Annotated in this window: 22 protein-coding genes; 9 read left to right on the forward strand and 13 right to left on the reverse strand. The window is 35.3% G+C overall.

The window, feature by feature from the left end; translation table 11 throughout:
* Positions 1–816, reverse strand: coding sequence for a hypothetical protein (locus tag ABXT67_RS09035; RefSeq protein ID WP_415373693.1), 816 nt, complete (start codon positions 814–816; stop codon positions 1–3).
* 10 nt (positions 817–826) lie between these two features.
* Positions 827–1,651, reverse strand: a complete 825-nt coding sequence (locus ABXT67_RS09040) for a hypothetical protein (RefSeq protein ID WP_415373694.1) — start codon at positions 1,649–1,651, stop codon at positions 827–829.
* A gap of 259 nt (positions 1,652–1,910) precedes the next feature.
* On the opposite strand from ABXT67_RS09040, the gene ABXT67_RS09045 reads away from it, so the two are divergent.
* From ABXT67_RS09045 to hemL, 3 genes are read left to right on the forward strand one after another with little or no spacing between them, the layout of a single operon-like run.
* Positions 1,911–2,801 carry a 1-aminocyclopropane-1-carboxylate deaminase/D-cysteine desulfhydrase gene (locus ABXT67_RS09045; RefSeq protein ID WP_415373695.1) on the forward strand — a complete coding sequence of 297 codons (891 nt, stop codon included), beginning with the start codon at positions 1,911–1,913 and terminating at the stop codon, positions 2,799–2,801.
* A 1-nt stretch (position 2,802) separates the two neighbouring features.
* On the forward strand, positions 2,803–3,648 hold the full coding sequence (locus tag ABXT67_RS09050; RefSeq protein WP_415373696.1) for a glucosaminidase domain-containing protein: 846 nt from the start codon (positions 2,803–2,805) through the stop codon (positions 3,646–3,648).
* Between the two features lie 6 nt (positions 3,649–3,654).
* Positions 3,655–4,947: a glutamate-1-semialdehyde 2,1-aminomutase gene (hemL, locus tag ABXT67_RS09055; protein ID WP_415373697.1), complete on the forward strand. Its 1,293-nt coding sequence runs from the start codon at positions 3,655–3,657 to the stop codon at positions 4,945–4,947.
* Positions 4,948–4,997: 50 nt separating this feature from the next.
* On the opposite strand, the gene ABXT67_RS09060 is transcribed toward hemL, so the two are convergent.
* The gene (locus tag ABXT67_RS09060) at positions 4,998–5,339 is read right to left on the reverse strand and encodes a hypothetical protein (protein ID WP_415373698.1); all 342 of its coding nucleotides are present in this window, start codon (positions 5,337–5,339) and stop codon (positions 4,998–5,000) included.
* 445 nt (positions 5,340–5,784) lie between these two features.
* On the opposite strand from ABXT67_RS09060, the gene ABXT67_RS09065 reads away from it, so the two are divergent.
* On the forward strand, positions 5,785–6,075 hold the full coding sequence (locus tag ABXT67_RS09065) for a hypothetical protein (RefSeq protein ID WP_415373699.1): 291 nt from the start codon (positions 5,785–5,787) through the stop codon (positions 6,073–6,075).
* 222 nt (positions 6,076–6,297) lie between these two features.
* Positions 6,298–6,528: a hypothetical protein gene (locus tag ABXT67_RS09070; RefSeq protein WP_415373700.1), complete on the forward strand. Its 231-nt coding sequence runs from the start codon at positions 6,298–6,300 to the stop codon at positions 6,526–6,528.
* A gap of 168 nt (positions 6,529–6,696) precedes the next feature.
* Here the strand turns inward: ABXT67_RS09070 and ABXT67_RS09075 are convergent, their stop codons facing one another.
* A complete protein-coding gene (locus tag ABXT67_RS09075) occupies positions 6,697–7,572 on the reverse strand; it encodes a sterol desaturase family protein (protein WP_415373701.1) in 876 nt (291 codons plus the stop codon).
* Positions 7,573–8,043: 471 nt separating this feature from the next.
* Between ABXT67_RS09075 and ABXT67_RS09080 the strand changes: the two genes are divergently transcribed.
* Positions 8,044–8,298, forward strand: coding sequence for a hypothetical protein (locus ABXT67_RS09080; RefSeq protein WP_415373702.1), 255 nt, complete (start codon positions 8,044–8,046; stop codon positions 8,296–8,298).
* 154 nt (positions 8,299–8,452) lie between these two features.
* Here ABXT67_RS09080 and lysS read toward each other — a convergent pair whose 3' ends face one another.
* From lysS to ABXT67_RS09095, 3 genes are all read right to left on the reverse strand, one after another.
* Complete coding sequence (gene lysS, locus ABXT67_RS09085; protein ID WP_415373703.1) at positions 8,453–10,144, reverse strand: lysine--tRNA ligase; 1,692 nt, start codon at positions 10,142–10,144, stop codon at positions 8,453–8,455.
* 137 nt (positions 10,145–10,281) lie between these two features.
* Complete coding sequence (locus ABXT67_RS09090; RefSeq protein ID WP_415373704.1) at positions 10,282–10,704, reverse strand: DUF1573 domain-containing protein; 423 nt, start codon at positions 10,702–10,704, stop codon at positions 10,282–10,284.
* A 100-nt stretch (positions 10,705–10,804) separates the two neighbouring features.
* Complete coding sequence (locus ABXT67_RS09095; RefSeq protein WP_415373705.1) at positions 10,805–11,857, reverse strand: response regulator transcription factor; 1,053 nt, start codon at positions 11,855–11,857, stop codon at positions 10,805–10,807.
* Between the two features lie 110 nt (positions 11,858–11,967).
* On the opposite strand from ABXT67_RS09095, the gene ABXT67_RS09100 reads away from it, so the two are divergent.
* Together ABXT67_RS09100 and ABXT67_RS09105 are read left to right on the forward strand one after the other, a co-directional pair.
* The gene (locus tag ABXT67_RS09100; RefSeq protein ID WP_415373706.1) at positions 11,968–12,126 is read left to right on the forward strand and encodes a YqaE/Pmp3 family membrane protein; all 159 of its coding nucleotides are present in this window, start codon (positions 11,968–11,970) and stop codon (positions 12,124–12,126) included.
* Positions 12,127–12,224: 98 nt separating this feature from the next.
* The gene (locus ABXT67_RS09105) at positions 12,225–12,743 is read left to right on the forward strand and encodes a hypothetical protein (RefSeq protein ID WP_415373707.1); all 519 of its coding nucleotides are present in this window, start codon (positions 12,225–12,227) and stop codon (positions 12,741–12,743) included.
* 112 nt (positions 12,744–12,855) lie between these two features.
* Here the strand turns inward: ABXT67_RS09105 and ABXT67_RS09110 are convergent, their stop codons facing one another.
* Complete coding sequence (locus ABXT67_RS09110; RefSeq protein ID WP_415373708.1) at positions 12,856–14,949, reverse strand: reprolysin-like metallopeptidase; 2,094 nt, start codon at positions 14,947–14,949, stop codon at positions 12,856–12,858.
* Between the two features lie 231 nt (positions 14,950–15,180).
* Between ABXT67_RS09110 and lipB the strand changes: the two genes are divergently transcribed.
* On the forward strand, positions 15,181–15,882 hold the full coding sequence (lipB, locus tag ABXT67_RS09115; protein WP_415373709.1) for a lipoyl(octanoyl) transferase LipB: 702 nt from the start codon (positions 15,181–15,183) through the stop codon (positions 15,880–15,882).
* Between the two features lie 14 nt (positions 15,883–15,896).
* Here the strand turns inward: lipB and ABXT67_RS09120 are convergent, their stop codons facing one another.
* From ABXT67_RS09120 to ABXT67_RS09140, 5 genes are all read right to left on the reverse strand, one after another.
* Complete coding sequence (locus ABXT67_RS09120) at positions 15,897–18,320, reverse strand: hypothetical protein (RefSeq protein WP_415373710.1); 2,424 nt, start codon at positions 18,318–18,320, stop codon at positions 15,897–15,899.
* 83 nt (positions 18,321–18,403) lie between these two features.
* Complete coding sequence (locus tag ABXT67_RS09125; RefSeq protein WP_415373711.1) at positions 18,404–19,003, reverse strand: ribonuclease HII; 600 nt, start codon at positions 19,001–19,003, stop codon at positions 18,404–18,406.
* A gap of 34 nt (positions 19,004–19,037) precedes the next feature.
* Positions 19,038–21,551: a TonB-dependent receptor plug domain-containing protein gene (locus tag ABXT67_RS09130; RefSeq protein WP_415373712.1), complete on the reverse strand. Its 2,514-nt coding sequence runs from the start codon at positions 21,549–21,551 to the stop codon at positions 19,038–19,040.
* A 3-nt stretch (positions 21,552–21,554) separates the two neighbouring features.
* A complete protein-coding gene (locus ABXT67_RS09135; protein ID WP_415373713.1) occupies positions 21,555–22,451 on the reverse strand; it encodes a FecR family protein in 897 nt (298 codons plus the stop codon).
* Between the two features lie 52 nt (positions 22,452–22,503).
* Entirely contained in the window at positions 22,504–23,019 is a 516-nt protein-coding gene (locus ABXT67_RS09140) for an RNA polymerase sigma factor (RefSeq protein WP_415373714.1), read from the reverse strand.
* Positions 23,020–23,081 lie beyond the last annotated feature (62 nt).

Genomic DNA, 23,081 nt, shown 5'->3' on the forward strand with positions numbered 1-23,081 from the left:
TTAATCATCTATATAATTAAACTCTATTGTAGATACTAAATCGTTATTGTTTCGAATAAAGCCTCGACCATTGTTTGAAGAGTTTCCATTATCAGTAAAATCTGTGTTCTCATCCATATCATAGCTAAGGACGAAGTTATAAGTGGTGTTTTTAACTAGGCTCTCCTCGACTATATAAGTTACTTGGTGAAACTTATTTTCAAATACTGAGTCTCCAATACCCGTGAGTGTATTATCATTATTTCTTCCTGATAATGAATTTACGCTAAACATAGAGGTATTACTATTAAAGTTAAAAGAGAAAGTTCCGCCTTGTGCTCCAAAATTTTGATAAAATGGGGCAGTTATATTTCGCATTCTCCCTCCACCAAAATTTACTGTTATAACGATTCTATAAATACCGGAGTAACTTGGGGTAAAGCTCGATACGTTAAAATCAATATTTTCCGCGCCAAGGTCTGCTTCTGATCTAAAGTTGCTATTTTGAACAGCTAAAATATTATCGTCTTTACTAAATGATGGAATCCATTTTGTTCCATTCCAAATGTAAATACCTGATGAAACACTATTGGGACCTATAGAAGAATTATTTGTGTTATATACGGTTGTTCCCGCCACTAAAAATGGGATTCCAGATTTTGGATTTGATATGGTTTCAACAAAAACATCTGTAAGACTAACAACAGGATAAATTATGCCCATATTGTTTGAGTTAATATCTAAAATACCCTCTGGGGTATTTGTGTTTATTCCTACTTGAGCAAATGACCAACAAGAAATAAAAAACATTGATAATAAAAAGTAAATTTTTTTCATAGGAATAATTTTATTCGCCTAGGTAGGTAACTTCAACAAAACAAGGTATATCCAAAGACACATATCCGGTTCCATCGTCAGACCCAGAGAGTGTTCCATTTGCCTGAAAATTATCGCCATTGCCTTGTAAGAAGGTCATACTAATATTTCGTGCTTCCTCAGCATTGAGGTCTACATAGAAATTACTGTAAAATTCTTCCCAGATTGCAAAGTAGTTGGTAGCGCCAATGGTCGAATCATAACAAGTTGAATATGCTGTAACTGGGATAGTGTGCGTATCACCCCCAAAGTTAATAGTGAATGTGCCAGTTATATTTGCCACATTTAACAAACCATCAGATAATCCTCCGGCTAAATCGGGTTCTTTGGCATTACCACCACCAAAATCTACACGAATTTTAACACCGTATCTCCCTGTATAGTCAGCCGTAAATACCGCAGTATTAATAATATTAATGGGTGTGCCAGATGCGGGTCTAAAGCCCGTACTACTTTTAAAAATTTCTGATTGTTTTTTTGGAAACTGAGGAATCCATTTAAAACCATCCCAAGCATAAATCCCAGGACTAACATCATTTACTCCACTAGTTGTAGCTTCCGTATTATATATTACTGTTCCCAATATTATATTACCCGTTTGTGGGTTGGTTACTGGCGACTCTACAATAGTAGATGTAAGTGCTATTCTTGGTAAAACAATTCCCATATTGCTACTTCTAGCATCAAGAATTCCTTGAGGTGTAGTGGTATTTATTCCTACTTGAGCAAAATTTTGAGTGAAATTTGCCAACAAGAAAAATAATATTAAAATAGAAAAAAAGTAGGTTTTCTTCACAGTAGGTTAGTTTTAGATCATAAATGTAATCAATCAAATAGATAAAGAGCAATAAAATTCGATGAAATACGTAAAACTTTAACATTTAAAGATACGCTGTATAGTAAAAAATACGGCGTTAGTGTCTATTAAACCTTCTTATCACGCTATTTTAGTACAAATTTAATTTTTGGTCCGGATAATTTTTTTGTAGGAATTATTCTTCCTTTTCGAAATAAAAAGAATAATTTTATGACCTTTATAGACTTTAAGACCAGATTTGATAGAACCAATAGACATTACTGCCGTTTCTAAACAACACATATTGCGTATTAAGCGTGAAGATTTATTGCATCCTTTTGTTTCAGGGAATAAGTTTAGAAAATTAAAGTACCAGTTAGAAAAGATTAAGGAGGGAGCTAATGAAACCGCACTAACATTTGGTGGTGCCTTTTCAAATCACATCGCTGCTGTCGCAGCTGCGGGCAAACTAAACTCGTTTAAGACTATTGGAGTTATAAGAGGAGAGGAACTTGAGAATCAACCCTTAAATGCCACATTAGGTTTTGCAAAAAGCCAAGGAATGAAACTTCACTTTGTAAAAAGAGAGGTGTATAGAAGTAAAACAGATACTGATTATCTAGCCCAACTCAAAGAAAAATTTGGTCCCTTTTATGTAATCCCAGAAGGAGGTACTAATGAACTTGCGGTAAAGGGCTGCGAAGAAATTATAACGAATGACCATGCTGAGTATGATTATATTTGTGTGGCTGTTGGCACAGGAGGAACACTTGCTGGTATTGTTAAATCGTTACAGCCTCATCAAAGCGCCATTGGTTTTTCAGTTTTAAAAGGGACATTTCAAGCGGAGGTTGTTCAAAAATTCACTTCAAATCAAAACTATAAAATCATAGATTCTTATAATTTTGGGGGCTATGCTAAAATAGATAGCGATTTAATACGTTTCATAAATGAGTTTAAAGAAAATCAAAACATTCAACTAGATCCTGTTTATACAGGTAAGATGTTTTATGGGATTTTTGATCTCCTTAAACAAGGTATGTTCAAAAAAAATAGCCGTATTTTTGCCATTCATACTGGCGGTCTTCAAGGAATTTCGGGTATGAATGAAAAATTAAAGAAAAAAAAATTGCCATTAATCGATCAATAATATGCCAACAAAGGTATTTACAATTAGTATTCTTTTACTACTAATGCTAGCCACTGGCTGCAAATCAAAAAAGAGAACAGTTTCTCAGTCAAAAAAGCCAAAGACTGAAAAAGGGGTTATCCCAAAAGCACCCTTGCCAATTAAGGTTAAAAATCCTAAAAAGCAAAGAGGCACTCCAACAACTTCTAAACCAAACAACTCATCCTACGCTGAGGTGGTTTCAAATTATATCAAAGAATATAGTGACATAGCAAAACAGGAAATGCTGCAGTATGGTATTCCTGCAAGTATAAAACTTGCTCAGGGTATTTTAGAAAGTGGCGCAGGAAGGGGCGATTTAAGTATTAGAGCAAAAAATCATTTTGGGATTAAATGCCACAAAGGATGGGAAGGTGAAAGCGTGTATCACGACGATGATAGCAGTCAGGAATGTTTCAGAAAATATGTAGATGCGAAATATTCATATAGAGATCATTCACTTTTCTTAACAAAACGCAGTAGGTATCAAGATTTGTTTTCTTTGGGTAAAGATGATTATAAACGATGGGCTCAGGGCTTAAAGAAGGCAGGATATGCAACAGACCCTAAATATCCTAATAAATTAATTGACATTATTGAGCGCTATAATTTACAAGCTTTTGATCAAGAGGTATTGGGAAATAATAGCATAGTTTCAAAATCTGACGACACAAAAATTAGAACTTACACGGTTAAGAAAGGCGATACGGTTTATAGTCTTTCAAGAAAATTTAGTATTTCAGTAGCTACTCTAAAAGAATATAATGGTATGACTACTAATGATCTTACTATTGGGCGTTCACTTTATTTACACGCAGTAAAAAATTAATTTGCAATGATTTATAAAAGAAGCAGTGCCTTGTTTATAGAGGCTCAAAAGGTACTTCCTGGGGGAGTAAACTCTCCTGTTAGGGCATTCAAAGCGGTAGGCGGTGATCCTATTTTTGCAGCTGAGGCAAAAGGAGCATATGTATATGATGCCGATGGAAATAAATTTATAGAATACATTAATTCTTGGGGTCCAATGATTTTGGGTCACGCGTACCAACCAGTAGTAAATGCTGTTATTGACGCAGCTAAGAAAGGGACAAGTTTTGGAATGCCAACCGAAATTGAAACAGAAATTGCACAATTGGCCATCTCAATGGTGCCAAATGTAGATAAAATTAGATTTGTTAATAGTGGGACTGAGGCTTGTATGAGTGCCGTAAGACTGGCAAGAGGTTTCACTGGAAGAGAAAAAATCATAAAATTTTCAGGTTGCTATCATGGACATAGTGATTCATTTTTGATTCAAGCAGGAAGTGGTGCTGTTACTTTTGGAAGTCCTAATAGTCCCGGTGTTACTAGGGGTACAGCAAAAGATACATTGCTAGCAACTTTTAACGATTTAGAAAATGTAAAGGAGGTTGTCTCTCAGAATAGCGGCGAAATTGCTTGTATAATATTAGAGCCTGTTGCGGGTAATATGGGTTGTATTCCTCCTGCAGAAGGCTTCCTTGAAGGATTAAGAGCGCTTTGCGATTCGCACGGAATACTCCTTGTCTTTGATGAGGTGATGACGGGGTTTAGATTGACTGCCGGTGGTGTTCAACAATCTAGAAATTGTAAGGCAGATATTGTGACTTACGGAAAAGTAATTGGCGGTGGCCTCCCGGTGGGAGCTTTTGCTGCGCGTGACGAAATTATGGACCACTTAGCTCCTTTAGGTGCTGTTTACCAGGCAGGAACTTTGAGTGGAAATCCGTTAGCAATGGCGGCTGGATTTAGCTTGTTAAAAGCCTTGAATGAAAATCCTAGTGTTTATGATTCACTTGCAAAAAAGACAGCATATTTACATAAGGGACTTTCTGAAGTTATGCATCGTCACAGCGTTGCGCACACAATAAATCGCGAAGGTTCCATGATTTCCATTCATTTTTCTGAAATTCCAGTTACAGATTTTAATACTGCAACGAATGCAGCAAAAAATGGACAGTTTAATATTTTTTTCCACGGGATGTTACGAGAAGGTATTTACTTAGCGCCGAGTGCTTATGAAACATGGTTTTTATGCGATGCACTTTCGTATGACGATTTAGATAAAACGATTGCTGCGGCTGATAGTGCAGCCAAGTTGTTGAAATAAAAAATCCCGCTTCTAGAGCGGGATTTTCTTATTCTAATAGCGAGACGCTATTACATTTTTTGCCATTGAGCGAATTGTTCTGGTGTCAATGTTTTTTTCATTGCTTGTGATAGAGCATCATCATACTTCTTCTTGTTAGCAGCAACTTCTGGATTGCTTGCGTCTTTTCCATTAACGTGCTTGCGTAAATTTACTTCATTAGCAGTAAGTGCTCTGAAGATATAACGTTGCTGCTCTCCAGTTAAGTCAAAAGCATCGTTGATTTCTGAAGTTTTCAATTTTGCAATAACTTCAGGTCTTTCCTGATCTTGGGATAAAGATTGTGCTACAGTGTTTTGAATTCCAAAAACAAGTACTAGAGCTACGACAACTATTTTAAATAAATTTTTCATTTTGTTGATTTTTTAATAGGATGACTAAAGTATATATTCAATTGCAATAAACCAATAATTAAGCCAAAAAAAAATATTATATCAATTAAAATTTAAAAGCGAATTTAAATAATTTGAATTAGGGGGTGTTCAGGTGAAGCATAAAATCAAAGCTTAGATTGAGTTACGGTTTTGTTTTCTTATGAAATATCAACCCGACAGCATCTAATCCTCCTTCAAGAGGTGGTCTTACTCAATGAACACTTCCGTTTGCTAAAAATAGGTTTATAAATAGTAGTTCCCAAACTACTTTTAAACTGAATTTTAAATCCAATAATGATGAAAAAAAAACTTTTAGTAGTGTTAATTCCAGTAATACTCGCAACACTTACCTGAAAGATTTTAGAACCAAAACCTGAATTTAGAAACCGTAAGAACTTTGACTCCAGAATCCTGCTGTGTTTTTATGACAGTTATGGGAGAACAGTCTTCTGAGAATTTTTCGATCTATAAGAACAATGAAAATTTAAATTTTGCCGTACGAGACGGATTGGCATGGTTTTCAATGGCACATTCAGCTAACGGCGGTTATATTGCAGGCATTCATAGTGATCAAAATTTTATGAATCCTCTTGCAGTGTCAAGCGACTTAGTTACAACGGCAATGGTTGCAGCGGCTTTTTTAAGAAGCGGAACCACACTTAAAAAAGAGCCTATAGTTAAAATTAAAAAGAGCAATCGAAGATCTCTTAAATGAAGTAGAGCGTAATCAAAACATCGGTCTATTGACGAAGAAGGAAAACAACGAGGAGCTTGCTGGGCATGCATATTACAAAGTAGGTTTGCTAATAGTGCTTTAGAAGCAGCGCAATCTGTGGGTGGTGAAGTTAATAATGATGTGTTGTAAATCATGGGCGATTATCAAGAATCTAATTATTCTAATGACTGAAATGTAAACATTGCATATGGCGCAGGAGTGATGTTATATTCGGTTAGTGGGAGTGTGCTTGCAACAGCAAAAGATGCTCGCAAAGCTGAAAAGCTTATCGAAGAAGCAAATAAGGCTAGAGCATTAAACGACAAAGTAGTCTCTGTTGAAAATTTGAAAAAGTCAGGTATGACTGAAGTAGAAGTGATGGGCTATGCGGCCTCCTATAATGTCTGCCAATTTGCAAAACAAACTGCGCAAAGCGAAGATGTAGAGTCATGACTTTGTTAAAGATTTACTTCTCTATCTTCCAATTTTCTCTCCTTATAATACCGTTAAGCAACCTGATGAGTACATTTTAAATCATATTTATGTTGATTTAAACTGGAGAATTTGGGTTTTTATATCCCTCGTAACCACTGACACATATTTTGATATAAAAAGTAGCGTTTAATCCTGATTTTTTTTGAATCCATAGGTGTTTTGGCTTATAAAATCGCTGGGGAATTTATCGTCACCTTTAAAACCTATTTCAACATTTCCGCTGTCTTCTGGGATGTAGTTTGTCTTAAAAATATAATCCCAAAGACTTAAACTAATACCATAATTCACTCCTTTTTTCCCTTCTGGGAGTGCGCTTGCGTGATGATATAAATGCATTACCGGATTATTGAAGACATATTTTAATGGCCCCCAGGTAATTTTAACGTTAGCGTGATTGAAATGACCAATGGCAATTGTGATAAAATGAATAATATAAGCTTGTTCAGGTTCAAAACCACCAATTATCATTACGCCAAAGGTCTTAAGGGGTTTGTAAAATATATTCTCCATCCAATGGTATCTTAAATGAGCAGCAAACCCCATTTCTTTTACACTGTGATGTACTTTATGAAACTTCCAGAAGAAGGGGTATTTGTGTAATAAAACATGCGTGAACCATTGTACAAAATCAAGTATAATAAAGAATACTAACAATTGCATCCAGAGCGCCCAGTGTGAAATGTCAAAAAATGCTAGGCTCTTTGCGGTAATATTAATATCAGCAAACAGGAGTCCTAAAATTTCGTATACTCCACTAATTATGATGGCGAAGATGAAAAAGTTAAAGAACATATAGAATCCATCTAACCAAAAATCGCGTCTAAAGATAGATTGTTCTTTCCGCCAAGGAAGAGCAATCTCTAGTATCCAAACAAAAAGCGAAATTGCTATAAGTCCCCAAAAGTAATTGGTATACCAAGGTACATTAAAGATTATAGATTTCCAGGTCCAATCTATAGTACCGAGAAAAGAATCAATAAAAACCTCTAGATATTTTTCCATTTTCTTATTCTATTACTGTTAAACTATCACCTTGCGAAGGTAAATCATTAAAGGAACTCCATTCCATTCAAGAGCTATCATAATTCTTTGCATTTTATAAACTAAAAGTTATATTAGTACAAACCTAGTATGCGCAGAACACTCACACACACCATTATGGCAATGCACAATTATTGGATCATATTTTGTAATCTTTAGTTTTCTATAAATACGCACTAAGTCTTACAGCAGTTTCATTCATTTAGCGTCTTTATAGCTAGAGTATTGTTACTGTGGTTCGGTTGGGTATTTTCACTACACCGTATTGGTGCGTATATTGATGCTTTAGGTTTTCCTTCAATTGGGAGAACATTTTGCTTTTGATGTATCGAATATATATTTTTGATTCGGTTTTTCTTGGTGTCGCAATATTTACATAGGTTTCCATAACTGCCAGAAAACACTATCGCCTGCTCATATATAGGTACGGGTTTGGTAATTAAAGGCGCCTTTACTTTGGCGAATGGAGTTACTTATTCCTACGATTTTGGGGCATTGGGTGTTGGAAGAACAAGGGATATGTCCGCTGCAGAAATTCAAGCCTTTATGGATAGTGTGTTATTCACCAACCAATATATAACTTGTTTTTCCCGTTTTGGTTTTTTTTTTGGTGTTGGCTTGGTATTATTAGGCACGAGTTTTATTAAATGGAACATAGTGAGCCGCTGGTTAGGATGGTTGCGATAGGTTCTTTTTACTTAAAAGAGGTGTTCATTCACCTAAATTAAAGTAATAAATTTTCAGTACATCTCCTTTTAATGATGATTTATAACTATTAAGCACAAAAAAAGGACCTACTGCAAAGTAAATCCTTCTCCTAATGTTTTATGTTCTAATCTTTTTAAACCACCTTAATAAATAAACCTTCATCTATTTTTGAAACCTTTGCTAGTTTGTTTGTTGTCAATAATTTAATCGTTTTATCCCATTTTTTATTGCTCAATCCGCTTTGTTCTTTAAGTGAGTTTAGCCCCATTGGGCTGCTTGCTTTTAAAATAGCAAACACCACTTTTTCGTCTTCGGTCATTGCAACTGCTTTCTTTTCTGGTCTCATTTGCGGGAAAAACAATACTTCTTGTATGGAAGCATTATTTGTTAAAAACATAATAAAGCGATCCATGCCAATTCCCATTCCAGAAGTAGGAGGCATACCATATTCCAAGGCTCTTAAGAAATCTTGGTCTATAAACTCTGTTGCCTCATCATCTCCGCGTCCTGCTAATGCAACTTGATCTTCAAAACGCTCTCTTTGGTCTATTGGGTCATTTAACTCAGAATAAGCATTGGCTAATTCTTTACCACAAATAATGAGCTCAAAACGTTCTGTAAGTTCTGGGTTAGATCTATGTTCTTTTGTTAATGGACTCATCTCCTTAGGGTAGTCCATTATAAATGTAGGCTGAATGTAATTCGCCTCACATTTTTCGCCAAAAATTTCATCAATTAGTTTTCCTTTCCCCATCGTAGCATCTACTTCTATGCCCATTCCTTTTGCAGCATCTCTAATTTCATCTTCTGTCTTTCCGTTGATGTCAAACCCTGTAAAGTCTTTAATAGAATCTGCCATTGTTACTCTTGTATATGGAGCTTTAAAGTTGATCTCGTGTTCCCCAAAAGTAGTTTTTGGACTTCCGTTTACTTCTGTAGCACAATATTCTAAGAGTTTTTCTGTAAAATCCATCATCCAGTTGTAATCTTTATAGGCTACATAGATTTCCATCATTGTAAACTCAGGATTGTGGGTGCGGTCCATACCTTCATTTCTAAAGGTTTTTGCAAATTCATACACGCCGTCAAAACCACCAACAATTAGTTTCTTTAAATACAATTCGCAGGCAATACGCATATACATAGGGATGTCAAGCGCGTTGTGATGTGTCTTAAAAGGTCTTGCAGCTGCACCGCCTGGGATAGATTGCAGAATAGGTGTTTCAACTTCAAAATATCCACTATCGTTAAAGAAGGTACGCATTGCTTTAAAAAGCTTTGTACGTTTAATAAATACTTCCTTCACATGCGGGTTTACCACTAGATCAACATAGCGCTGTCTGTAACGTAATTCTGGGTCGTTAAACTCATCATAGGTCTTACCCTCTGCATCGGTCTTTGGTAATGGTAATGGGCGAAGTGTTTTAGAAAGCAGTTTAAAATTCTTTACTAACACCGTTTTTTCGCCTACTTGTGTTTCAAAAAGTTCTCCTTCAACTCCTATAAAATCACCAAGGTCTAATAGTTTTTTAAACACGTCATTATAGAGTGTTTTGTCTTCACCTTCACAAATTTCATCGCGATTAAAATATAATTGGATACGACCTTCGCTATCTTGAAGTTCACCAAAAGAAGCTTTTCCTTGAATTTTTTTACGCATCAACCGTCCTGCGATGATAACTTTTTTTCCTTCTTCAAAGTTGTTTTTAATCTCCTTTGAATAGATGTTAACAGGGAATAAATCTGCTGGATAGGGGTTAATACCTAGTGCTCTAAGTTGTGAGAGTTTTTCTCTTCGTACGATTTCTAATTCAGAAAGTTGCATAATTTGTTGTTGGTTTTGTCTTTAGTAACAATCGCTTACAAAATTATGATTTTTGTAGCTATTACAGCACATAAAAAAACCTTTCTGACGGTGGAATTGCCAAAAAGGTTGTTAGACTACATTATAAAAAGGATCTTTTAGATTTCAGCGACTACAGTACCTTTTATTTTGAAGGTTTGTTGAGGAACCTCTGCATTGGAGGTAATCGTAACGGTCTTGTTAAAAGCGCCCATTTTTTTTGTGTTGTACTTAACCGTTATTTCTCCTTTTTCATTAGGAAGTACTGCCGTTTTAGAATAGCTAGGTACTGTACAACCGCAACTTGCTTTCACGTTTGTAATAATTAAAGGGGCATCACCTGTGTTTGTAAATTTTAAAATTCGCGTGCCGTCACTATTATGAGCTATTGTACCATAATCTAGGGTACTGGCCTCCAGTGCCATTTCTGCCATTGCTAAAGGTGCTTTGTCAAATGCAAGTTGCGCGAATCCAAAAGAGGAAATCCCCAAGAATAAAAGTGTTAATAATCCTGTTTTTACTTGTGTGCTAATTTTTTTCATTATAAAATAATTTATGATTAATAATGAAACAAACTTCTTGTTAAAAAAAGTAAGTGCAAGTAAATATTGGGTTGAAGAAGGTACTAGTACCCCAGTTGAATTATTTTGAATGCAAGTTTTTTGCCTCTTGACGTGAGGAAACATTGCGTTTTTTGTAAATATTATTGATGTGTGTTTTAACAGTACTCACGCTTACAAAAAGCGCTGAAGCAATTTCTTTATTTGTTTTATTCTCTAAAATAAGCGCAAGAACTTTTTCTTCTTGATTAGATAGCGGGGTGTGTTCCGTAAATTTTGCTCTCCCCTGTCTTTTTCTGAAGTAATAAAAATTGAATGCTACCGATGTGACCGCTATAATTGAGATGGCCCAAAACCACCAAGGGTTTTCTTTGTCACTCATAGCTGAGGCTAGAACTTTATCTGCAGCTAATTCGGCTTCGTATTGTCTTGTATATTGGCTTTCTGGATATTTTTCCTGTAAACGATTTAATAACAATTCGTAATAGCGACTTGTTCGGATATCTTCTAAATAGTAGGTGTGTAAACTGCTGCTGCGATCACTTAAAAAAGCAAAGCTGTACAGTTCTACTAAGGGTTCTTCCATCATTGCGCCGAATTGCTGCAGTTTTGAAAACCACTTTTGAGAGTTTAATTTGCGGTTTGCTTCACTACGGTAAGTTCCGAATGCGAATTTCATGTCATTTTTTAGGGAATCTAATTTGAACAATGCATTTGCACTTTCATTATTTGAAACTACCTGGCAAAACATTTCATTTTCAAAAGAAAAGGGCAGCGTGAGCCTCGTGTTGTTATTTGCTATAAAAACAATTTCTTTACTATTGAGACAATGGCCGGTAAAATGGGTAGTTTGTTGTTCTTTTTCAGTACAATTATCAATGTGAATGCGATATATTCTGTTTTCTGTGAGTAAATTATTACCGCTAAAACTGAAATTCCCAAGCGAATCGGCTACCGTTTTACTGAGTATTTGTTCCGGATGAACCCCACTTATTTTTCGATAATCTTCTACTAGGGATAGGTAGAGTTTTCCATCAATAAAATCTTCACTTACGGCACCTGTAAATTGGTATTGACCAATCGAAACCGCAGAAACTAAAAGAAAAATAATAAGATGAAAATGCTCTTTAAACATAGATTAGAAATTCGGAAGTAAACCAAAACACTAAGATACATTTTTGTACTTTGTAACAAAATTAAATTGTTGAGACTTATGGTATGTAAAATATCCTTAATTTTAGTTCTATGAATTTCTGGAGAGTCCTTCTTTCTATTTTGTTTCCACCACTTGCCGTTATTGACAAAGGATGCGGATCTGTTTTAATTGTTTTAATCTTGACCTGTTTGGGTTTGATTCCTGGCATTATTGCAGCACTCATTATTTTAAATAATCCAGAAAGGTAGTGTTTGAGGCAGTTTGAGAACAGTGATTGGGGGCAGATTTCTTTAGTTTCTACTGGTTTAAAATAGTACCTTAACTTACTTATTTAATAAAATTTTCAATGAAATTGTTTTTATACCTCGCCTCGCTTATGCTCGTTGCCAATAGCTGCGGAAATACAAAATCAACATTAAATACTGTGGAGGATACCATTTCAAATACTCCAATTTCAACAGAAAAAATTATAGTAGAAACAAAAAAAAACACCATCTATTCATTAGTAGAAGATACAGCGGGTTCCTTATACCCAGCTTTCGAAACTGGTAATGCAACTACCCTTATCTTTAACTATACAGAAAAAGGCGCTGCAGGAACGGCAGATGGAGATTATACTGAAACGGTACACCTAATGATACCCAATGATTCTAATTATCTAAAATTGAAGGATCAAAATTTACAACAATTAAAAATGGTTTTTGGGAAGTTTTGTTTCTGTAGGGGAGAAGCAGGTTATTATAAAGTAACCAATGGTTCAGTAAGTATAAAAAATGAAAAAGGCCTTATGACTATTAAAGCCTCTTTCGAAATTCCTGAAACGAGCAACAAGATAAGTACTATCGAACAAGTTGTCGTCTTATAAAGATACGCGGCACGGTCTTGAGTGGGTGCTGATCAAAATCAAAAATGCCAACAGCTGCTTTTTTAATCTTTTGTTTCTCAGTATAGCGGTTTTTGCGCTTTCGTTTGAAATGTTAGTTTTTCAAAATCTGTTTTGTTAAAGAAGCATTTCCTTGGACTATATTCATAAAGTACATGCCATCAGCTATTGCTGAATAATTGACACTTGTATTAAAAATACTTCCGTTACTTTCGAAATTTTCTGCTGCTAATTTTCTACCTCTTACATCGTATAATGAGATTATAACCGGGCTATTATTTTCCGAAGTAAAAGAAATATTATAATTTCCATCAGAAGGATTTGGCCATATTGTTAAACCATTCAAGCTAACAGTTTCAGTCCCTAAAGTACCATCAATTACAAAGTTGCTTTCATTTATATCATAAAAAACATGGTCGGTTCCTCTCACCATTAAACGTGCTTGGTTGGTGTCTATCGCTGGCGAAATAACCATATGTTCTCCGTCATTTGGAACACCCGAAGCTAAAATTACATCAAAGTTTTCACCTCCATCTAAGGATAATAGGATATCAACATTAGGAGCATTTACTGGAGCCGCGTTGGAACCAGCAACCTCCCAAGTAATTACTTGGTCAATGTTGTGTCCCCAGGCAGTTGTAGCTCCTTGTGACGTTACTTCAAAAGGACCAATTGAAGTAGTTGTAATTTGTACAAGGTCGCTCCCACTTGCGCCACCACCTGCTACATTATCTCTTACGGTGAGTCTAAAGTTCATATTGCGTGCAACTCCTGGTAATCTTTCCCAAGTAGTTCCAAGTTGATTGTTAAGAACTGTTGTGAGAGCCGGCATATACCTGTCTTTCGCTTCAACAGGATCTAGGGTTCTAAATAAAGGTCCTGCTGTAGCGCTTGCTGCTGGAGGCATAATAGCTGGAGTAGTATCCATTTGTTCCCAACAGTATGACAGTTGATTTGCCGTATTAGGGTCGGCAGCATTTCCTTTCAAAATAAATGGTGTTGAATGCGGTATGCTATAATTAGGACCGGCATTTACTATGGGTGCTTCATTATTGGTATTTGATTTAGGTGCACAATCATTGTTGTTTATACCAGTCCACATTTCGATAATACTGAAACCATTAAAGTAGTCATCACTATTATTTTGAACATTTGGAGGACAAATACCTGCATATCCCATAATAGAAGAAGCGCTTCCAGGTTCTATAGATGCGTTAGACCTATTGCAATTGTTATTTTGTGGATGGTTTGCGCCATATTGATGTCCCATTTCATGAGCGACATAATCAATATCATAAGGATCTCCCATTGGAGTTCCAATCCCTGTTACGCCACGCGCCTTATTGCCACTGCTACAAGGTGAATTTAGAGAAGCAATTCCTCCTCCTTGGGTACTAAAAACATGACCAATATCATAGTTGGCATCACCAATGACCGTATCACAGATAAATTGACATTCATTTAAGAGTGTTACGGGGCTGTTATTTGTCAACCCGTCAGTAGTGGGGTCTAAGAAAATAATTTCATCATTGTTGGGTACAAGCACCATTCTAAGTGCTACGTCTCTTTCAAATACTCCGTTAACACGCGCCATCGAGGTGTTCATCGCTCCTAATATCGCCGTCTTTTTTTCGGTATCGGTTGCGTTGTTTGGAATGCCTTGATCGCTTAAGTGAAATAGTGCGTACTCACCTGTACAAACTAAAGCAAGTCTATAGGTTCTGAGCATACCATCGTCTGCATTTCGGGTTGCGCTATTTGCTAGGTTTGCCTTGGTAATAGTTTCTTCTATCAAGCATTCAAAACCAAAAGGGTTAGGTGGTAATGACTCTCGAGAATAGCTAATATAAAAATTTTCTCCTCTGGTATATGGATCAATATACATCGTTTTATGAGTAGCAGAAGTAATCATAATATGGACTCCATTGTTGGAGGATGTTATAGTAGCAACAGCACTTGGGTCTTCAAGACCTTGTCCTGTAAAAGCCTTTATACTCGGATATTTAGTTTGTAATTCTGAAGCTAATACTGAATTTTCGTACACCCTGAAATTGTATGTTCCTTTGTTTCCAACAGGGATTTTTATTATCACATTCGAAGTCTCCAAAGAGTTTCTAGACGGGGCAGTCGCTAATATATCTATAAAAGTATTTTTTTCAAGCTCGAATAATGTAAAAAATTCAGGCATTGTTTTTCTAGTTTTTTTAACTAGAGTGGTCGTCCGCGTTTCTGAGATTTCTTGCCAGTTAGTATTAGTTTGTTGTGCATATGAAGCTGAAAATACGAAAAGAAAAGACCAGCAAATATTTTTGGCTCTAGTAAAAATCATAGTGTTAATTTTTTAGTTTATTCAAAATTATCACTTAATGCTAATATAAAAGACATTTTGCGGTAACTTTGTATTTTATATTAGAAAATTGTGAATAAATCGATAACGATACGGGATCTGGGATTAATGGATTACAAAGAAGCTTGGGAATACCAAGAAACTTTGTTTCAAGAAATTTTACAGCTTAAGATTAGAAATAGACGCGAGGAACTTAGCCTTGAAACTCCCAATTATTTTATTTTGGTGGAACATCCTCATGTTTACACCTTGGGAAAAAGTGGTGATATTAGTAATCTATTAATATCTGAAGATAAACTAGCTAAAATTGGAGCTGCCTATTACAAGATAAATCGCGGTGGCGATATTACCTATCACGGTCCCGGACAAATTGTTGGGTATCCAATTATAGATCTTGAAAATTTCTTTACCGATATTCATAAATACCTCAGATTATTAGAAGAAATGGTTATTCTTACCTTAGCCGAATATGGAGTTAAAGCTGAAAGATCCAAAGGGGAAACAGGTGTTTGGTTGGATGTTGGGACTCCTTTTGCTCGCAAGATTTGTGCCCTGGGTGTGCGTGCAAGTAGATGGGTTACGATGCATGGTTTTGCACTGAATGTAAACGCAGATTTGGGATATTTTGACAACATGATACCCTGCGGAATTAAAGGCAAAGCAGTAACTTCTTTAAACGTTGAATTAGGCAAAGCCGAAATATCTATGGAAGAGGTGCAGCAAAAATTACTGAAACATTTTACCGTACTTTTTGAGGCTCAAATTAATAGTTAGGAATGGGTTTGTGTCTAAAAACGATACAACAGTATTTCATTATTATCTCCGTTTACCGCGATGTATAGATTTTTGTTTCGGTAGCTCAATGATGCTTGTCCATTTCCAAAAACTGGAAATCCCTTTTTTAAATTTCCATTAAAATCATAGAGATATACTTTCTTCTCCTGCGTTTCTGTAATGCTTACATAACCTTCTCCACCATATTTAAATAGTATTGGTTTTGTGTAAAAACCAAAAGGAAGCTCGATATATTTTCGTTTTATTTTAAGCATATTATCTGCTAACGAAACTGAGGTTTCCCCTAAAGAAGAAAAATAATAATCACCGTCCGTAGTGCTTTTATTTGTGCTTATTTTTCCGTTTTGTGAGATTGAAATCTTCTCTTTGTTTCTTGTAATTAGTACAAAATCAATTCCTTCTTTATAAAAAGGTTGGTTCTCAAAATCAAATGTTTTTGAAACGTTTACGCGTGGTTTTCCAGTTCTACTTAAAATATTTAGTTTTCCGTTTTTTTCAGCAAATAAGAGATAGTCTTTGTTGCTCATTCTAATGTGCTGTGGGGCTAATACAATATTAGTATTGGACTTTGTATAGGTGAATCCTTTTACGATTTTAGCCTCTTTATCATACATCAAAATCTCTTTTCCTTGAACAATTACAAACCTGTACTTTCTGTTATTGTCATAATCAAACACCGCAACAGGTTGTGTTATTTCATCTTTGAAGTTTATAGGAAACGGTGCTACATCGTTTCCATTTCTATCAATAACAAAGAACCCATTTTTTGTGTTAAATGCTAGTTGCTTTCGACCATTTTTATTGAGGTCTATTTCGTTAACCTTGCCTAGGATTGGATTGGATAGTTTTTTTGACCACAGTTTTTTTCCATTGGGAGCAAAGAGGTGCAACACGTTCTCAATATCTTGAACAACGATATTATTAGATTTCGTTTTGTAATCATAGAAAAAATTAGGATACGAAAGCGCTGGTTGTTCTAGAGAAAGACTTGCGATTTCAGAAACTCCTATAGATTTCTGTGCTTTTTTAGTAGCCTCTTTACACACAAAATTGAAGTGCGCAAAATCACGATCATAGGTCATTTGTGAAATTGCAATGGGGTAGTTTTTTATGGTTTGATAAGCACCCGAATCTCCTTTGTAATCTCCTAAAATATTTGAAATATTAGCGTGAACGTCTTTTTTTGTTGAAATGGTAAGCAAAGAAGCCGTATTGCTTAAACTTACTAGGGCTTCCTGTACATTACGAGATTTGCCTAGAACATCGTTTGATTTTATGGCCGCAATATACGTTTGTGCAACACTTTCAGTTTCCGTAAAAACTACTTGATTGTTTATTTGAAAAACAGTGTTTTTAGGCCTTACTGTAATTCCGAATAGTTGCTTGTCCAAAAATGAAGGGTCTGTTACAATGTATAATTTTACCTCTCTATAGTTGGTGCTTTCGTTTGCAAGAAGCGCCAGCTCGTTGCTGCTCATTTCAGCATCTATACTTTTAAAAGTAAAAACTTGACTGCCTTCAAAATCAAGATCCACCATATGTGAAGTGGTTTCTAGAAACGGTGTTGTTGGAGTTTTTAGACTGTCTCGAACGGGCCTATTTAATCGATTAAAAAATAGTGGTGCGTCGCTGTAGGTATACATTTTGGCACTAGAAATTTCCGAAGGAAGGTCAAATATAAAATCTACGGGTTGTGCTAGCTGTCCCTTGAAAGTAGCGTAAAATTGTAATGAGTCGCTTTCTTTTATGATTCCTTTTGAAATAATTCCATCGGGTAATAGCGTGAGGTTGTGCAATGTCCAAACTTCTTTCCTCTTAGTATCATTGGTAATAATGCCCGATTGCTCTGTTGAGTACCTTCTCTTGTAAAGAGAAAGGCCTTCAAATATATTCGTATCGTATAATTTAGTAAAAGAGGAATGTTTTAAAGTTTTACCATTAAAAAGATCAATCAATGCTTTTTGGGAGTTACTAATAATAGAAAAACTGTCTTGTTCCGCAATAAAAGTAACTTCTTCTTTAATCGTTATTTTTTTAATTTCTCTTGTCTTAAGCTTTAAAGTTTCAACAAGTTTGTCCGTCAAACTATCTAATTGGATTAGCTTGGGATGATTCTTTGTTGTAAAAATAAAGTCATCTTGATCTCCAGTAAAAGCCACTAAACTTGGTGATGAAGTATTCAGTTCCTTAAAAAAGGCTGAATTTAAAACCAGCTCTAATTTGTGAGGTTTTGTTTTGTTGTATAAATCATTGCTTCTAGCATCTTGACTGAGGTTAGAAAGATTATTTATTTTATAAATTGTACTTGCATTATCAGGAATAAAGTTTTCTAATGATTTTGCATTAATAGAAATACCATCACAAGAAAAAAGAGTGATGGTGGTAATAATACCTAAAATTAAAATGAGTCTTTTCATCCCTACAAAAGTAGCAAGGTTTATACTAGAATAATAGAAACTTACAGGTACTTTATTGAAGGGTTTTCAACAGTACCTATATCTTAAATATCCAATCGCAACTGCTCCGGTAATAATCTGAAACTTTTACGATGAAATGAGGTAGGGCCGTATTCTCTAATAGCAGCGCGATGCGCTTTTGTTGGATACCCTTTGTTTTGTTTCCAACCATATTCAGGAAATTTTGCGTCTAGCTCCACCATATACAAATCCCGATAAGTTTTTGCAAGAATTGAAGCGGCGGCTATGTGTTGGTATTTTCCATCTCCTTTAATAACAGTTTCGTACGGAGTTTTTCCGTAGGGCTTAAATCTGTTTCCGTCGATGGCGATAAATTGTGGTTGCGGTTGTAATTGTTCAATACTGCGATGCATTCCTAAGATAGAAGCGTTGAGAATATTTATTTTATCAATTTCTTCCATCATTACGTGACACACCCCAAAACTAATAGCTTCGGCTTCAATAATGTGTTTGAGCTCCATTCTTTTTTTTTCCGAAAGTTGCTTCGAATCTGTAAGCCAAGGATGTTTAAAGTCATCGGGCAAAATAACGGCAGCAGCAGTTACAGGGCCAGAAAGACAGCCTCTTCCAGCTTCATCTGTCCCACATTCTATGAGTAATTTGTGGATTTTGAGTTTGAGCAAACTAATAATTTATACCTCCAAAGATAGTAATTATCTAAAAGTACAGTCTAATAGAAAAATTAGGAGTGAATCGCAATGCGTTTTCTTCTACTTCTTCTAAAGTGTCACTTTGATTGATGCGGTAAAAATGGTTAACGATATTGTCGTTATCTAATAAATTCCAAAAGGAAACACCTAACATGCCTCGTAGGTTTTTATACAAGCTAAAATCATACGTTGCCGAAAGGTCTACCCTAAAATAATCATCAATGTTTGCGGCATTGGGCGATTGGAAATTGAGTGTGTTATTTACAATAGGTTCTGATTCGTTTATGAGCGTAGTAGGTTTTCCAGAGTGCCAGTTGAACCCTGCCGAAATCTTAAAGGCATTAAGTACATAATTAATTCCATAAGTAAGTGTATGTCGCACATCTATATTATTATGAAATCTATTAGGACTTAATTCTTCAAAGGTATACGCGTTGTCTGCGAGCGTGTAACTCAACCAAGTATTGATCTTTGTAAATCTCTTATTGACGAGAAATTCGATTCCTCTTACAGTATATCGTCCAGTGGTTCGTGCATCTATAAACTGATTTTGAAATCCTTGGCTTTGCGATGTAATCCCGGTTACTTCTTTATAATAACCTTCCGCATTTACAAGCCATCCATCGTTGTTAAATGTAATTCCTGTAGACACTTGTTTGCTTTTAATGATAGGGGTTTCGTCGGGATTCGAGAGTATCCATCTGCGGTTTTCAACACCTAAAAAATCATTTTGAAAATCGATGCTTTGAGAAGTGGTTTGACTTTTTATTTCGCCTAAAATGTCAATTGAGATATTTTCAAAAACCCCCTTTTTTATGGAAAGACGAGGTTCGATTAATACGTCATTAAATTTAGAAATATGATTGGCTCTAAGCCCTGCATTGATATTCAGTTTTTCTTCCTTGTTTGAATATGTAAAGGTCCCAAATACACTATTAGTTACTAAGACTTGTTTGTCCCGTCTTTGGAAAAAGGGGAAATTGAGTTGTTCAAAATTAGTAATTCCAGTTTCATTTAATTGGTATCCAAAACTTGTGCTTATTGCATTATTTATAAAATGGGTAGCACTTACTTTAATACCGGCCTCTTCTACTTTATTTTCTTGTGCCAGTCGTTGTTCATTTAAGACGTCAAAATTTACGGCGTCAATTGAATATATACTTCCATAGGCCTGTACTTTGGTTTGCCAATTTTTATTCCAATCTCGTCTATAAAAAAGGCCTGCACTGCTATTGTTTTGATCTAATGTGCTCTCTCTTGAAAGTAGCGCATTGTCTACAGTAGCATTTTCAATAAAGTCTAATCGATTTCCTAATTGAATAAAATTAAAACGGAGAAAATCCTTAGGTGAAATTTCGTATAAAAACCGAAAGTTGATATCATAAAAAGAAAAATCATCGTCTGAGGCGCTCGTATTTTCGCTAGCGGTAGTTACTTCAGTATTCTGAAATGCCTTGTCAAAATATTGATCATATGTAGGAGTTCTAAGATCACTGTCTACAGATCTTCTGGCTGAAAGTTCAATAGAAGACTTAGTGGTTATAGGTACTTTAACATAACCATCTGTACTCAAAAGGTTAAGTCCAATACCACCGCTGGTTTTTTTAGCAATATCATCGCTCCCTTTCATAGAGACAATACCGGAAACGCCATCACCATAAGAGGCGTCGCTACCATTTTTTATGACATCCACGCTTTTTGTGATATATGGATTAAACGCAGAAATGAGTCCGAAAAAATGTCCGCTTTGATACATTTTAATTCCGTCCCATAGTAATAAGTTTTGATCGTTTGTTCCTCCTCGAATGTTGAGGTAAGAAACAGTTTCGTTTACACTTTGTATGCCAGGTAATGCTTTTATGGTTTGCAGAACATCTGTTTCTATAAGCCCGGGGAGTAAATCGAAATTTTCATAATCTACGGTAACCGTTCCATAGCTATTTTTTGAAATTCCTTTGGCTAGATAGGATTGCAATTGTATTGCCGGTAATGCAGTAATTTTCTTTACAACAGAAACGGTGCTACAAGTTTTTTTATTTAACTGACTTGCATTTTTAATGACTGGATTAAATGCTTTTGAAATTATCTTAAGGGAAGATTTTTCATCTATAAACAACAAAGATACTTCTGCTTCCCGCGTTGTTATTAATTGCTGAAATGGAGTCTGAATATAGGTGTTCACAACTCCGCTTTCTTCTCCAGTAAATTGAAGTTTTAAGCATCGCGAAACAACCTTTTTTTTTAAGGTAACAACAATCGTCTTATCTGGTAGAATGCCAAAATCAAACAACGTTTTATTCGTTAGTTGCAGCAGGTTTTCTTCAATGGTTCTATTGCGATTAAAATCTAATAAGTGATTTTCTACTATGTTGGTTTTAAACGAAAATATATAGGGGAAATGATTTTCAATTTCTTGAAAAACTTCACGAAGCGGAGAAGGATTATTGAGCGTTTGACAATACCCTGATTTTAAACAAAATAAACAAGTAATAAGTATAAAACTCGTTTTTATTTTACCCACAAATTAATTATTTTTTAGCAATACTTTTCTGCCATTGATTTCAAACTCCAAATTTAAGGGAATTGTGATGCTTTGTAATGCGGTATTCAGATTATTATGAGTAAAATTACCACTGTATCTCACACTAGTATCAATAGAAGTATTAATAAATGTAATGTTGTATTGTCGCTCCATCTCATTTAAAACGTTTGCTAATGGTATATCACTAAAGATAGATTTTGAACCTAACCAAGACGGTTGCTTTGCAAGGATATTAGATTTTTTTATTTCGTTATTCTGGATACGTATGCTATTACCAAGGGTTAATTTGTAAGTTTCATTTTTCACGTTTACTTTAACAGCCCCTTCATAACAAACTACTTCAAAAAAGTCAGGTCTATTTTTCACGATAAATTGAGTCCCTAAAACGGTAACCGTACCTTGGGAAGTAGTTACTTTAAATATTTTACCTTTGGCTACTTTAAAATAGGCTTCACCATCAAGAATTAATTCGCGAGAATTATCCCAAGAATTTTCATCAAAAGATATTGAAGATGCTGCATTCAAAATTACTTTAGAAGTATCTGGCAAAACCACTTCTTTTCTTTCGCCATTTTCTGCCACATATGTTGAAGTAGAGGGGGTGTTGAAGAAATAGAATAAACCAAATAGTGCTATAAACACTGCGGCTAAACCACTCACAATTCGAAAGATTGCGATAGGCTTTTGTTTCTTTTTGTCCAAAGCCGTAGAGATAGAATCGTAATTGTTGACTACATTAAAAGCTGGTGTTTTGAAATGTTGCGCTGCTTTATGGAGTTTTTTAAAACCATTAAAAGCGTCTGATTGCTCAAACGCTTCTAAGGCCTCTTTTTCAAGTTCGTGGTTTAACCACATTTTGAATAAATCTTTCTCTTTCATAGCGATTCGTTAATGAAACAACTCAAAGGTAAAATATCCTACTAGTTTGAGGCTAAAGTTCTTCAAGATCCTCTTTTAATTTTTTTAGCGCAGTATAAATTCGTTTCTCTACGGCCTTTTTAGAAAGTCCAAGCATGTCTGCTATTTCTTGGTGTTTTTTGCCTTCAACCCTGTTGAGCATAAAAGCGACGCGTTGTCCCTCGGAAAGTTTGGCGAGTGCTTTCTCAAATTTTTCGAGGTATTGTTTTTCTTGTAAAATAAATTCGGGAGACTCGTTGGTGTAGTCTTTGGGTTTTGTTTGCTGGAACTTCAAAACAACTTTTTGATGTTTTGCATCATTAAAAGACATATTATTGATCACTGTAAATAGAAAACTTTTGGCTTTGTCTGGGGCAACATCTTTACATCGTTCCCATAGTTTTATAAATGCTTCTTGAACCTTATCTTGCGGATTGAAATGCGAACCGAATTTATAATAGATAAAGTCGTGCAAATCTTTTGATAACGAAGCGTGTAATTTTGAAAAAACGGCTTCTTCGCAAACGGTATCGAATAACGGTTTGGACATTCCTTTTTTATGTAAAGGTAATAGATATTCTTTTGGTAGGATTTTGCTTAGTTAAGATGTTA

The organism is Patiriisocius sp. Uisw_017, from assembly GCF_047731265.1.
GTDB lineage: Bacteria > Bacteroidota > Bacteroidia > Flavobacteriales > Flavobacteriaceae > Patiriisocius.

Coding starts and splice junctions, on each gene's coding strand:
- ABXT67_RS09135 (WP_415373713.1), bottom strand. CDS start 22,451: ATGAAAGAGAAAGATTTATTCAAAATGTGGTTAAACCACGAACTTGAA.
- lysS (WP_415373703.1), bottom strand. CDS start 10,144: ATGCAACTTTCTGAATTAGAAATCGTACGAAGAGAAAAACTCTCACAA.
- ABXT67_RS09050 (WP_415373696.1), top strand. CDS start 2,803: ATGCCAACAAAGGTATTTACAATTAGTATTCTTTTACTACTAATGCTA.
- hemL (WP_415373697.1), top strand. CDS start 3,655: ATGATTTATAAAAGAAGCAGTGCCTTGTTTATAGAGGCTCAAAAGGTA.
- ABXT67_RS09105 (WP_415373707.1), top strand. CDS start 12,225: ATGAAATTGTTTTTATACCTCGCCTCGCTTATGCTCGTTGCCAATAGC.
- ABXT67_RS09110 (WP_415373708.1), bottom strand. CDS start 14,949: ATGCCTGAATTTTTTACATTATTCGAGCTTGAAAAAAATACTTTTATA.
- ABXT67_RS09090 (WP_415373704.1), bottom strand. CDS start 10,704: ATGAAAAAAATTAGCACACAAGTAAAAACAGGATTATTAACACTTTTA.
- ABXT67_RS09075 (WP_415373701.1), bottom strand. CDS start 7,572: ATGGAAAAATATCTAGAGGTTTTTATTGATTCTTTTCTCGGTACTATA.
- ABXT67_RS09120 (WP_415373710.1), bottom strand. CDS start 18,320: ATGAAAAGACTCATTTTAATTTTAGGTATTATTACCACCATCACTCTT.
- ABXT67_RS09060 (WP_415373698.1), bottom strand. CDS start 5,339: ATGAAAAATTTATTTAAAATAGTTGTCGTAGCTCTAGTACTTGTTTTT.
- ABXT67_RS09100 (WP_415373706.1), top strand. CDS start 11,968: ATGAATTTCTGGAGAGTCCTTCTTTCTATTTTGTTTCCACCACTTGCC.
- ABXT67_RS09140 (WP_415373714.1), bottom strand. CDS start 23,019: ATGTCCAAACCGTTATTCGATACCGTTTGCGAAGAAGCCGTTTTTTCA.
- ABXT67_RS09070 (WP_415373700.1), top strand. CDS start 6,298: ATGTTATATTCGGTTAGTGGGAGTGTGCTTGCAACAGCAAAAGATGCT.
- ABXT67_RS09035 (WP_415373693.1), bottom strand. CDS start 816: ATGAAAAAAATTTACTTTTTATTATCAATGTTTTTTATTTCTTGTTGG.
- ABXT67_RS09095 (WP_415373705.1), bottom strand. CDS start 11,857: ATGTTTAAAGAGCATTTTCATCTTATTATTTTTCTTTTAGTTTCTGCG.
- ABXT67_RS09065 (WP_415373699.1), top strand. CDS start 5,785: ATGACAGTTATGGGAGAACAGTCTTCTGAGAATTTTTCGATCTATAAG.